This is a genomic window from Halomarina oriensis, from assembly GCF_009791395.1.
Classification (GTDB): Archaea; Halobacteriota; Halobacteria; order Halobacteriales; family Haloarculaceae; genus Halomarina; species Halomarina oriensis.
This window is the reverse complement of sequence record NZ_WSZK01000031.1, coordinates 1-10,855: the sequence shown is the minus strand read 5'-3', so window position 1 is coordinate 10,855 and position 10,855 is coordinate 1. Positions and strand designations below refer to the sequence as shown.

The following is a 10,855-nucleotide window of genomic DNA, read 5'->3' as shown; positions in this document are numbered from 1 at the left end:
GGACGAAGGCAGTCATGGCAGGATAGCGTTCGCGCAGCGACGACCGCGTGTCGTCAGCTTGTTTCGCGAGCCCGGGAGGTCGAACAGGATGTAGTCGTACTCGCCCTCGTTCGAGTCAGCGGGTCGACGAACTCGTTTTCATTTTCAGATCGCTCGCGAGCACCGAGTCCTTCGAGAGCTCGTCGACGACGCGTTCGAGATTCAGTGACGGGACGAAGTCGAAGCCGTGGCCCGGGTGCTTGACGATCTCCTCGATGTCCGCGCCGTCCAGGAGAACGTTGGCGAGGTCGGTCGCGCTTTCGTTCTCGCGGGTGTAGTATCCGAGTCCCGTCGAGAGGTGACCTGCGGGGTCAAGGTCGACCAGCAAGACGGCGTGGTCACGTCTGGTCGCCAGCACGCCTGCGAGCGTGTTGGCGAAGATGCTCTTACCGAATCCTCCCTTCAACATCGGGAAGCAAACCGCCCGTGGTTCCACACCGCCATCTGTCAGGATCGATTCTCCTTGTGTGGTCGAACACTCCACTTGTTGTGCCATTCGTTCAGGCCATTCGAGGGTACCGACTTAAACATAAGGTACAACCTGTACCTACTGTACAGTTTTTACAGTAGTTGAGGTAGCTGACTACTTTACCTACTCCGACAATAGAAGGTCCGGGGATTGTATTTCTGATCCACCTACTGGAAAGTAGGTGAACGAGACCACTTGAAAGAGTGTATGAACCACAAAGTAGTCACAATAGGTACAGTAGGCACGAACTCCAACCACTTGGCAGTAGGCACAGCGTGAACAGTAGGCACGCCCCCTCCAGAAGTCGCACGCGGTGCCTGCCCTGAAGCAGGACCAGCAGGTGCGCAGAGTATCAGTCACCAGAGGTAGCCAGGTCGGTCTGCACTAACCAAGGATTCAGACCGGAACTCGGATGGCGTGGTTAGGTGCGAGGAACGGACGTCGACTGTCGTCGATTCGGACAGCGTTCGACGTCGACGCCAGACTCATCAACTCGCACTCGACAGCCAGCGTAGGCCAGCGTCAGTGCGGGTGGCGTCGACGCGGTTGAGAAGAGGAGGTTGAGGGCGTCACCATCGACCGCGTCCTGCAGCGGCGGGAGCTGTAGCGGGTCGTGGTCCAGTTCGGTCGCAACCGCCTCGACGATACGTGTTGAGACGCGTGGCCGTTCGCTCATAACAGGAGGCAGGAGTCTCCCCGGATATATCAATGGTAGAACACCCCTCACACCGAGTGTAACGAAACGATCAGGGAACGACGTGGCGAGTGACCCACGCAATCGCACTCGGCGGGAGTATCCAGGAGCATTCTCGCTGGTAGTGTTTGGTGCCGTAGCCACGACCCGCAGGGATACGGTCGATCTTACAGAGCAGCGGGAACAGCCAGTGGGGGCGGATGGCGACGTACTCGCGCTCGGGGCCGTACCAGCCGGCCTTGAACGGGTAGAATGGCCAGCGACCGAGGAAGTTCAGGTGCCATCCGTCAGGACAGCCCTCGTCGAGGTTGTGGACGCCAATGCATCGGAGTACCCAGACGGCGGAGACGCCGTGCCCGATGGTCCAGCAGAAGAACAGTGTCGCGAGGAGCGAAAGGAGTGATTCAGCCATCTGAATCCCAGACTCGACTGTGGTCGATGTCGAGTGGGTAGTCGGTCATCGGACGCGGTCGGTTCTCCGCCTCGTTGTCGAGGACGGCCTCAAGGTTCCGGAACGCCCTCGAATTGCGGTCGCCACGGTAGAGTTCGCCGGTCCGCTGGGTACCGTAGACCCACTCAACGCCATCGTGACGAACGAACCAGCGAACGTCGAAGTCATCGGTCCGGTCGGTGACCGTCACGTACAGCTCACCACCGATCGCCTCCAGGACGGTGAGCCAGTCGGTCGTTGAGAGTTCCGGAGAGAGTGGCATCGAGGTGTTGTCGGACGGGTCCCAGGCCTCGATCTCCGTGCGGAGACGTTCGACTGCATCTTGCTCGACACCCTCGAGCACGTCGATTATACAGTCACGGTGAGCCCAAGCGACGTCCTCGAAAGGGTCGGGCGTGCTCACGGCGCCAACACCTCGCCGTTCGCGTCGACTTTTCGGACACCAGCGACCGCCGCATCGGGGTGCTTCCGGCAGTGCTGGTGCCACTCCATCCACGTCATCGGTTCATTACAGCAGTTGCAGAGCCACGTCACGAGACCGACCTCCAAACGACTGCTTCGAGTTTGTCACTCACCACGTCCAAGCACCTCCATCGACTTGACCCGCTCACCCATCCGCGAATACTTTGGAGAGAGGCCGATTTTGTTGGTCTTATCGTCGTCCCAGTCCGCCTCTTTGTAGAGCATCGGACTGGAGGACGCCCCACCGAGGCACAGGAGGTGGTACTCCGTCCTGTTGCCTTCCAGTTCGACCACACGGTAGTATTTCGCCTCACCTCGGCGTCGACGAGTCGGCGAGACGTTCTGTCTGGCGTGGGCACCGACAACCGTCAGCGGGCGAGAGCGGTCGTTGAACAGCACGTCTTCACCGTCAATCAGGTCCAAACCCTGCTCGTGGCAGGGATGAGTGTCGTCACTCACCGTTCTCACCCCGTCCGTCTCGAACTGCGTCGAGGACCTGCTGGGTCCGCTTCGATGGTTCGTCACCGGTGATGAAGCCACGCCGACGTCCCTGCTCGAACGGCGGGAGCTCGACCGGCGGCATCAGCGGCAGGCCGAGGTCGATAAACCGGCCGTCACCGGGTTCCCGGAGGTACCAGTGTGTGCCCTGATACGACTCGTCGACGTCGCTCCACGAGAGACAGTAGACGTCGAGGTCGCAGTCGTTGAGGTGGTAGTACGCTTCAGCAGCCGGATAGCATAGACCCGTGAGCGGGTCGACGTCCTCACCGTGGTCGTACTCGCCCTTGCGTAGCTCCGGGTGGTCACGGAGGTACTCACGGATGCCCGCCGCGTCCCGGTCGGGAACGACCAGAACTCGTTCCGGCCTGACACCACCAGTCGCATCACATCGCGAGCAGGTGCCACTGTGTGAGCAGGTGCCTTGGGCGTGGCAGAGGTCGTCGAAACACGAGAACCCGCGTCCACTACAGACCGGGCACAGTCGCATCGCCTCACAAATGCACTGGACGTCTGGTTGAGAACACTCGCGACAGACGTTCATCGGGTTGAATCCACCGAGGGCGCTGTACGCTTCGCGGTGGTCACTCGCCATCGGTCACCTCCGGGAAGGTGGTCTGGCCCACAGCGACTGGGCTCCCGGCGACGTCCGAGGGCGGGTAGTGCGCCTCTTCGCCCATGATGTTCGTCAAGAACGTCCGGATGGAGTCGTGGACCGTCCCGATATCCTCGGGGTTGCGCTTCAGCAGTGGGTCGTCCTGCTGGATGCGCGCGAGAATGCGATACCAGTCACGCGTGCGGGTGTACGTCTGCTCCCGATGCTCGTCCCACTTCTCTTGGGTGTCGTAGACCACGCTCGGTTCGGGGTCGAGGAAGCTCTCGGCCGGTTGGCGAAGCCCGGACTGCCCGCGCTCGATAGCAAGACACGGGATACAGCGGCCGACCGGGCCGCGGTCGCTGTTGAGTTCGTACGCCAACGCTGTCGAGTCGCAGTACGAACAGGCGACCTCGTCATCGCTCATAGGTCGACCACCCAGCCGCAGATGCCGCACTCCAGATACCGCTCGACACGCTCATCGGCGACGACCTCTCCGTAGATCTCGGCGTAGCGGATGTCGCCGGTGTGCTCGACGACTCGGCGCATCCCACCCATCGGGTCGGCACATCCCTGAGGACACTCCGTGTCTGTCCGTGTCTTCTCGGTCGACGGGAGGCCCTTTCGCTGGCGCTCGCTCAGTGTAGTGCCCGGCATCAGGCAGTCACCTCGACGTCTTTGTCGACGATATCCATCTCGCAGACCTCGCCGTCGTGTACGCAGTGGAGCGTCGGCGGCAACTCGAACGCGCCGGCGCTGGTGCTGTTCGTTGCGACTTGGTGTCCGCACTGAGGACACTCGTGGAGACTCACGCGACCACCTGCGACTCTTCGTCGACAGGCTGGCTCACGAGCTGGCCACGGTCCTCATCGAAGACGAACCGCGACGGGTTGGTGGTCGGTTCATCGATGTCTGGGTACACGCGCGAGTGAATCCAGCCATCGTCGGGGGCATGCTCTGCACGGACGTCCCGCTCGGTCTCGGCGTCGACCTGCGCGTCGAGGAGGTCCTGGTCGGCGAGGGCGTCAAGCGCGACCTCGCAGTAGTACTCGAACCCGGCCGCATCGCGAGTCACGATGATACCGGTCTCTGGGTCAAGTTCCATAGCTCTCACGAGGAGATTCCGTGAGGTCCCGGATATACCAGAGGCCGGAGGGCTTGCGGGAACTCACCTAACTACGAAGTTAGAACAGAGCACGCTGAAACGTGGTTAGGGCAGCGGCCGAACGCTCCACCGACGACGCTTGCGGGTAAACTCGGTGGAACTTCTTTCTCGAACGCTCGATATCTTCGGTTGAGGGGCGGGGAGATGGACCGAGTTGCTCGGTGACGTTGAAGACGACAGATACGATACAGCCACGAGAAGCGTAGAATGGCGTTCTGTGTCGGGTTCCACGATACGCCACTACTCTACCAGCAGCCGTAGTTGGTACTCGGTCTCACCTTCTCCCCATCCACACTCTCTTTCTTCCATGAACCGGTACGCTTTTAACCTATTGTATGCTGTTAGTCCGTAGCGTCATCCACAAAGCAAAGAACGAACGGAGTGAGGCCGGAGCGTCATTCTACGTGGTGTTCACGGCCTGCGCCCGAGTTTTCACCGTTCGTGGCTTCTACCGCGGGCGAGAGGCGTCTGGACCCAACCCACTGTTGTAGAGATACGACCGTCTCAAAAAGAAGTTGGAAGGGATTTACCCGCACGATTCGCCATTGTCCTGTACCTGGGCCCGTAGAGGTTCCTCAGGCGTGTTTTGCTTCTCGCCGTGGCGACTCCGAGAGAAGATTTGCGGGTAAATCGTCTCTCCTCGAGCTCGACTGTACTGAGCGCTGGTCGAAACTGGCGACGATCGTGGTCAACGAGCGGTCGGCCAGCTCCTCGAGACGCAAAGTGGTCTCGAAAGTCGGACTTCATCGTCGAGGATTGGTCAGAATCGCCGATTGGAGGCTGAAATCAGAAGAGAACGACAGCGTTGTCACTACACCGCGGGGCATCCGTTAAGTGGCTCTGTTACTCACTGAGAGCGGCTTCGGCGAGGTCGCGGCGGGCTTCCTCGTTACCGGGGTACGTCTCGTCGATGACGCCGGCACGGCGCTGGTCGAGTTTCCGGATGGCGATTCGGTAGGCGATGGAGGCCTCCTCAACACACATGTCGTGGGCGTCGTCGTATCGGTCGTCGACCGGGATGTCCAGACAGCGGACGAGTTCGGGGAACGCCTGCGCAGTCTGGTAGAACTCGACGACATCGTCGAGCCACTGGGCGACCTGCTTCTCCCACTGCTGTTCGCCTTCGGCACGCGAACCGCTCCAGTCGATGGCTTCGAGCCAGTCGCCAACCGAGAGAAGCGTCATGGTGTCATCGTCGACGGTCGCCTGCTCGAGGCCGTACTCGACGGCGTCGTTGATGTGGGCGTTCAGAGCGGTGAACGTCGTGAAGAACTCCGAGCCATCGGGCGACTCGTAGAGGTAGTCCCCGACAACTGGGACCCACTCCTTGACGAGGTAGTCCTTCCCTGCGACTTCGTCGTGGCGCTCGTTCCCAGGACTTAGCTGCTTGAGGACGAGGTCGATTAGTTCACCACGCGTGACGACGCCGTCGTCGGCAGCGACACGTGCCATCGCGGCGAGTGCCTGCCCGCTCGTCTTCTTCCGGCGCTTGAGGGTACCTGGCTCGACGCGGTCGGGGTGGATTTCCAGGGCGGCGGTCGTCGGGTCGTCGAAGTCGTGGTTCTCGACGATGGTCTTCAGGTCGTCCCATTCGAGCGTGAGGCCTGGGCGAGCGAGGTCGGCCGACCCGACCGTCCGGTGGAACTCCGGCGTCGGGGTCGAGGGCGTGGCCAGTTCGTCCAGGTCGGTCTCGACGTACGTGGCGTCGGTGATGTAGAACGTCTCGTCGACGTCCTGCCAGTCGAGGTCGCCGGCGAGGAGGCCATCGAGGACGTCGGCCGGGAGGAGGTCGTCACGGACGAACGTCGGGTCGATGAGCCCGAACGTCTCGGTGTACGTCGAGTCGTAGAAGTGCCGGGTGAGCGCCGAACGCGTCGTCCCGTGAACGTGGGCGAGCGCGTCTGCGCGGTCACGCTGTGCGTCGGTCATGTAGGACTCGATCGCGTTCGTGAACCGAACGGAGGTCGAGTCGTGGTGGAATGCTGCTGCTGGTTCTGTCATCTGCTGGTGTAGTGAGAACGCTGCCGGGTCATCCCGACAGGCGTCGAGGTACGCGTCGACACGGGCGCGTGTTCGGAGGGCGATACGAAGGCCTCGTTCAGGAGTCGAACCTGAACCGTACCAAGCGAGGCACCCACTGCCCCAGTCCAGCCGCTCAGTGCGTCGATTTCGGTAACCGACGCCAACACTGGCTGCTGGCCGATGTCAGCACATCTGCTGAGGGGGGAAGCGGGCATCTATGGACTGTATGTGACACGCAGTCCACTCTCAGGACTCCCAATCGGCGTTATAATGCCAGAGTCGCCGCTAAACGACCCGAACATATATGCCACTTGGGCAGGAAGCAGAAGGTACGTGATTGGTCTCGGTGGGTAGGTGTTGGTGCACCGTTTGAACACCGAGGTACCTTCTGCGGTTCCCGACGTGTTTGAGTTGCTACCTTGTTCTTCTGCGATAGTGGGGTGACGACCCGTATATAGCTGAGGGTAGTCGCGGCCCGGCGTGCGACGCCCGTCAGACGGTTTCCGGCTCACACCATCACCTCCGCTGGCTGGCTGTAGTCCGAACAGACGGGACACCACCAGCCGACCTGGTCATCGAGTTCCTCGCGTTCGAGGGTCGCCTGACAGGCCCCACAGAGCTTCTCGTCGCTCCCGCCGTCAGCCATCGCCACCGGCGGCTTCGTCTCGGTCCTCGACTCGGGTACGGAGTCGTACTCAACGTCGACCGGTGCCGTGGCGAGGCCGGCCTCGACGTTGTCGACGGCGTTCCCTTCGAGCACGTCTCGCCGGCGGTTCAGCCACGCCATGACGAGCTGTCGTGGCCCACCGTCGTTGCGGCCGAGGTCAACTTCGACGGCCTGCCAGGCGTCAAGCGTCGCGGTGTCGTCGATCCCCTTGATGACGCTCTTGGCGAGGGCGAGCTCTGGAGAGTCACCCTCGCCGGTCGCCCTCCCGCTCTCACTTCGGGTTGCGAGGAACCGGGCGGGGTTGTGTCCAATCTCCTCGGTGTAGTGGCCATACCTCTGGACGTCTCGTCGGGTCGCTCGCTTCATTCGTCACCATCCTCGACGAGCTCGCGGACGGCCTGGCGGACGACCTCCGAGCGGTTGGGGAACGCTTCGTCCTCGACGAGCGCCTCGACTTCTTCAGCGAGGTCCGTGTCCATCCGAACGGTCCAGCGCTCGGTCGACTGCGTTCGCTGGCGGTCGGCCTGTGAGGGGTGGGTGCTCACTCGCAGAACACCTCGTGGGCGACCCACCGGGAGAACTCGCGCTCGCAGTCGTCGTTCGTACAGGTGTAGTCGCCAGCCGGGATGTTGCGAAGGCCGCGGTGCCCGCAGGGGAGGCGGTCACCGATTTCGACGTGGTTCTGAATCCACGCGTACGCGCCTCCAGAGGTACTCCACACAGTACGCCGGACGTCGTTCTTCGTGGTGGTGTGGCACCGCTCGATGATGCCGAGTCGTCTGAGTCGGCCCAGCGCCGGCCCGATCGAACTGCCCACGCCATCGAGCTCTCGTGCCTCCCACTGGAGACCGGGGCGAGGGAGGGCGAGTGCGATGTCGGCGTGCATCTGCAGCCAGGTCGCGGCCTCGCTACAGACGCTCCTCTCGCTCCACTCGACCTGTCCTGTCGGGTTCCGGTCCGTAGCCCCGAACGTGTCAAGACTCGTCTGAGCGCTCACGCCACACCTCCCGCAGCGAGCATGACGATGACCGCACAGACGGCGAGCACGAACAGGAAGAACCCGACCCCGACGAGTTGCCAGTGGCCGGCCCGAGCGTGCATCTACCGGCCCTCCTCGGTCGTGTTCTCACGACCACCATCTGCGAGGGCGAGGTATCCTGCGGCTTCTCGTTGGACGGTAGCGACCTGTTTGAGGACGCGTCGACCGTCTTCAGTGAGTGCGTACCAGTTGGTTCGACGGTTGAGTTCGCCCCGATCGACGAGGCCGGCGTCGACGAGTGCTCGGAGGTTGGGGTAGAGCGCGCCGTGGGTGACCTCGCTTCCGCGAAGGCGCTCGGCCTCGCGCTTGATGTCCTGGCCGCTGACGTCCGGGCCGTTGATGCGCCCGAGCGCGGTGAGGAAGTCCCGTTGCGAGCAGTTCAGCGCGCGGTACTCGCTGCTCATCGCCCCTCCTCCGTACCGCCGTCGGTCCTGGCGAGGGTAGCGGCGTGGTTGTGTGCGCGGGCGACGTACGCGACGAGGTCGCGGCCCTTGCTGGTGAGCGCGTACCAGTTGGTTCGGCCGTCGAGTTGGCCGCGTTCGATGAGGTTGAGCGTTTCGAGGTCATCGAACGCCGGGTAGAGCGCTCCATGGCTGATGTCGCGGCCACTGAACCGCTCGGCCGCGCGGCCGATCGTGGCTCCGCTGGAGCGATTGCCGAGCTGGGCGAGCGCCGTCAGCAGGTCGCGCTGGAGGGCGGTGAGGTCACCGTAGCACTCACCGACCGCGGGATTGGGGAGTGCTGGTGGCTGGTCGCCATCGGTGGCCGTAAACGGTGCAATAACTTTCTTATCGGAGTTCCGAGTGTATTCCATCGGTATGGGGTGTTAGCGGAACCGCCAGCGGCTCGCGCCACTGGCGGTCGTCCGTAACCGTACCCGGCACCGACTGCTCCTGGTAGAGCAACGGTGTCGTAACGCGCACCCACACCCGGCGTCGGTTGTGTGGAAAGTGATTGACGCTGGGTGTAGTGCGTGTCGCGCGGACGGCGCGACGAGGTGTTCTCACGCTGGACCTGACGGGCGACGGCTAGCGCCCGGCTCGTCGAGAGCCTGTCCAGGGCCGCACGCGCGGCAACGATACTCGGATGGAGAGCCAGACCTCGGGGCAGGTAGCAGCCCACGGGACCAACTGGGGTGGTGAAACGTCGGCTTTCCATCGATACGACAGACAATTTACTCTGCTTACTTAAACTTAACCGTATACGAGGTTGACCTCGACACAGTTTAGCATCAAGGTAAAGTCGTACCAGTCCAAGTTTTGAGCAATGACACCAAGCGCGGTCAAGAGAATGGTAAAGCGCGTGAAGTGGCTCTCGAAAATTGACTATTTCATCTTCGAATTTTTTGATGACCACGACATTGAGGTGTCTCCAAAAGTGCTTGCAGCCAATATCGGCTACGACGCTGGATACGCAGGCAAACGCCTTCGCGCTCTCTCCACGTCGGGTCTTCTCCAGCAGAACGAGAACGATCTTTACGAACTCTCTGACCTCGGTCGGGAGTTCTTGGCGGGCGACCTCGCTACCGATGAGGTTGAGGCACTCGACCCCTCCGAGCAGTAACCCGTCGTTCAGTCCGCGTTGGGAGACCATCCACTCAGACAGTCGTTCTGAGCGCCATATGAGCGGAGGGGAGTGCCTGCCAGATATGCCAGAAAGAGTGACACACCAGCGTGGAGTCGGATTATACCGGGTGAGACGGCTGATTCATCCTGGCGTCTGGGTTCGCCAAAAGTGGTGCCAGAAAGCGAGTGCGAGCATAGCCTCCCACTTATCTCGATGGATTCATACGAAGGCCGTGGCCTGTTTATCGAATCTCGGTGGAAGTGTATGCCACCGATACAGGCGCAGTTGCAGCAATTGAAACGCGGTCCAGTTACACATTCACTCCGCGCAGTCGTGCGCATCCCTTATATGGTGTTCGTCCCTCGTCTTGACATAACGAACGATGGGGCGTGAATCAGTTGGTCTCGGTGTGTCGGGCGTCATTTTGGAGGCGATTTGAGCGTGGGTCAAACGGTCTACGTATTCATAGATGAGAGCGGGAGCAACTCCCAAGGGCAGCTTTACACGGTGACTGGATGTTGGTGCGTAGGGAACAGCAACCCGTACAGCGTTCTCGATGATACACGCGAGAACTTGTGCGACCTTGCAGAGAGTCTCGGTGCGTCTGACGTCTCTGAGTTGAAGGGTGCGAAACTCCGGCCGACGACCATCGATACGCTCGTTCAGTCAGTCAGCGCGTTCGCTCACGAAGACGACTCGGTGCCGAGTCCTCCCTACCCGTGGCCCAACGGCGTAGACCGGCCTCTCCGCTTCTCCGTGAAGACGATGAACACCGAGTTGATGCTCGAGACACTCGAACGCCAAGGTGTCTCAAAACTCGATGCGCCACAGACGCTGCAGATGATAGCCCTGACGTCTGCGCTAGACCCGATCTACCGTGAGCCTCGGCTCTCGTACGACCACATCGATGATATCGAAATCTATCTCGACGCGGATGTTTGGAAGACGCCCGGGGCCGTGGTAGAGGAGATATCACAGGGAAGCACTCCCGTCAACACGTCCTTTGAGACGAAGGACAGCCGGAAAATCCCAGGGCTCCAACTCTCGGACTTGGCCGCGTATTCGGTCAGGAGGAACGCTCGGAAAGGAGACTGCAATCAGGCATATGCAGAAATTCAGTCGTCACTCCTCTCGATGTAACGTGGCGACGCAGAATGCCGCGCTCATACCCCTTCAGTGAGGGATCAT

At 61.5% G+C, this 10,855-nt stretch carries 18 protein-coding genes; 2 read left to right on the top strand and 16 right to left on the bottom strand.

The genetic code is table 11. The features are described from left to right. Positions 1-115 precede the first annotated feature (115 nt). The 16 genes from GQS65_RS17245 to GQS65_RS17170 form a co-directional block, all read right to left on the bottom strand. Positions 116-448, bottom strand: a complete 333-nt coding sequence (locus tag GQS65_RS17245) for a ParA family protein (RefSeq protein WP_199268494.1) — start codon at positions 446-448, stop codon at positions 116-118. A 481-nt stretch (positions 449-929) separates the two neighbouring features. Then, positions 930-1,184: a HalOD1 output domain-containing protein gene (locus tag GQS65_RS17240; protein ID WP_158205870.1), complete on the bottom strand. Its 255-nt coding sequence runs from the start codon at positions 1,182-1,184 to the stop codon at positions 930-932. A 70-nt stretch (positions 1,185-1,254) separates the two neighbouring features. Continuing rightward, positions 1,255-1,614, bottom strand: coding sequence for a hypothetical protein (locus tag GQS65_RS17235; protein ID WP_158205869.1), 360 nt, complete (start codon positions 1,612-1,614; stop codon positions 1,255-1,257). Continuing rightward, positions 1,607-1,915 (bottom strand): hypothetical protein, encoded by a 309-nt coding sequence (locus tag GQS65_RS17230; RefSeq protein WP_158205868.1) that lies wholly within the window; start codon positions 1,913-1,915, stop codon positions 1,607-1,609. The genes GQS65_RS17235 and GQS65_RS17230 overlap by 8 nt, the downstream gene beginning before the upstream one ends. Before the next feature lie 305 nt (positions 1,916-2,220). Next, on the bottom strand, positions 2,221-2,574 hold the full coding sequence (locus GQS65_RS17225; protein WP_158205867.1) for a hypothetical protein: 354 nt from the start codon (positions 2,572-2,574) through the stop codon (positions 2,221-2,223). Then, positions 2,567-3,208 carry a hypothetical protein gene (locus GQS65_RS17220; RefSeq protein ID WP_158205866.1) on the bottom strand — a complete coding sequence of 214 codons (642 nt, stop codon included), beginning with the start codon at positions 3,206-3,208 and terminating at the stop codon, positions 2,567-2,569. Before GQS65_RS17220 ends, GQS65_RS17225 begins: the two co-directional genes overlap by 8 nt. After that, the gene (locus GQS65_RS17215) at positions 3,198-3,635 is read right to left on the bottom strand and encodes a hypothetical protein (protein WP_158205865.1); all 438 of its coding nucleotides are present in this window, start codon (positions 3,633-3,635) and stop codon (positions 3,198-3,200) included. The genes GQS65_RS17220 and GQS65_RS17215 overlap by 11 nt, the downstream gene beginning before the upstream one ends. Beyond that, the gene (locus tag GQS65_RS17210; RefSeq protein ID WP_158205864.1) at positions 3,632-3,865 is read right to left on the bottom strand and encodes a hypothetical protein; all 234 of its coding nucleotides are present in this window, start codon (positions 3,863-3,865) and stop codon (positions 3,632-3,634) included. Before GQS65_RS17210 ends, GQS65_RS17215 begins: the two co-directional genes overlap by 4 nt. Continuing rightward, on the bottom strand, positions 3,865-4,020 hold the full coding sequence (locus tag GQS65_RS17205) for a hypothetical protein (protein WP_158205863.1): 156 nt from the start codon (positions 4,018-4,020) through the stop codon (positions 3,865-3,867). The genes GQS65_RS17210 and GQS65_RS17205 overlap by 1 nt, the downstream gene beginning before the upstream one ends. Then, positions 4,017-4,313: a hypothetical protein gene (locus GQS65_RS17200; RefSeq protein ID WP_158205862.1), complete on the bottom strand. Its 297-nt coding sequence runs from the start codon at positions 4,311-4,313 to the stop codon at positions 4,017-4,019. Before GQS65_RS17200 ends, GQS65_RS17205 begins: the two co-directional genes overlap by 4 nt. Positions 4,314-5,216: 903 nt before the next feature. Continuing rightward, positions 5,217-6,374, bottom strand: a complete 1,158-nt coding sequence (locus GQS65_RS17195) for a hypothetical protein (protein ID WP_158205861.1) — start codon at positions 6,372-6,374, stop codon at positions 5,217-5,219. Between the two features lie 529 nt (positions 6,375-6,903). Then, on the bottom strand, positions 6,904-7,428 hold the full coding sequence (locus GQS65_RS17190) for a hypothetical protein (RefSeq protein ID WP_158205860.1): 525 nt from the start codon (positions 7,426-7,428) through the stop codon (positions 6,904-6,906). Next, positions 7,425-7,607 carry a ribbon-helix-helix domain-containing protein gene (locus GQS65_RS22250; protein ID WP_394351457.1) on the bottom strand — a complete coding sequence of 61 codons (183 nt, stop codon included), beginning with the start codon at positions 7,605-7,607 and terminating at the stop codon, positions 7,425-7,427. The genes GQS65_RS17190 and GQS65_RS22250 overlap by 4 nt, the downstream gene beginning before the upstream one ends. Beyond that, the gene (locus GQS65_RS17180) at positions 7,604-8,059 is read right to left on the bottom strand and encodes a hypothetical protein (protein WP_158205859.1); all 456 of its coding nucleotides are present in this window, start codon (positions 8,057-8,059) and stop codon (positions 7,604-7,606) included. The genes GQS65_RS22250 and GQS65_RS17180 overlap by 4 nt, the downstream gene beginning before the upstream one ends. A gap of 104 nt (positions 8,060-8,163) precedes the next feature. After that, entirely contained in the window at positions 8,164-8,505 is a 342-nt protein-coding gene (locus GQS65_RS17175; protein ID WP_158205858.1) for a PadR family transcriptional regulator, read from the bottom strand. Beyond that, on the bottom strand, positions 8,502-8,915 hold the full coding sequence (locus GQS65_RS17170) for a MarR family transcriptional regulator (protein WP_158205857.1): 414 nt from the start codon (positions 8,913-8,915) through the stop codon (positions 8,502-8,504). The genes GQS65_RS17175 and GQS65_RS17170 overlap by 4 nt, the downstream gene beginning before the upstream one ends. A gap of 452 nt (positions 8,916-9,367) precedes the next feature. Between GQS65_RS17170 and GQS65_RS17165 the strand changes: the two genes are divergently transcribed. Both GQS65_RS17165 and GQS65_RS17160 read left to right on the top strand, forming a co-directional pair. Next, positions 9,368-9,664 (top strand): phage repressor protein, encoded by a 297-nt coding sequence (locus GQS65_RS17165; protein ID WP_233265177.1) that lies wholly within the window; start codon positions 9,368-9,370, stop codon positions 9,662-9,664. A 444-nt stretch (positions 9,665-10,108) separates the two neighbouring features. Then, entirely contained in the window at positions 10,109-10,807 is a 699-nt protein-coding gene (locus GQS65_RS17160; protein WP_158205856.1) for a DUF3800 domain-containing protein, read from the top strand. Positions 10,808-10,855 lie beyond the last annotated feature (48 nt).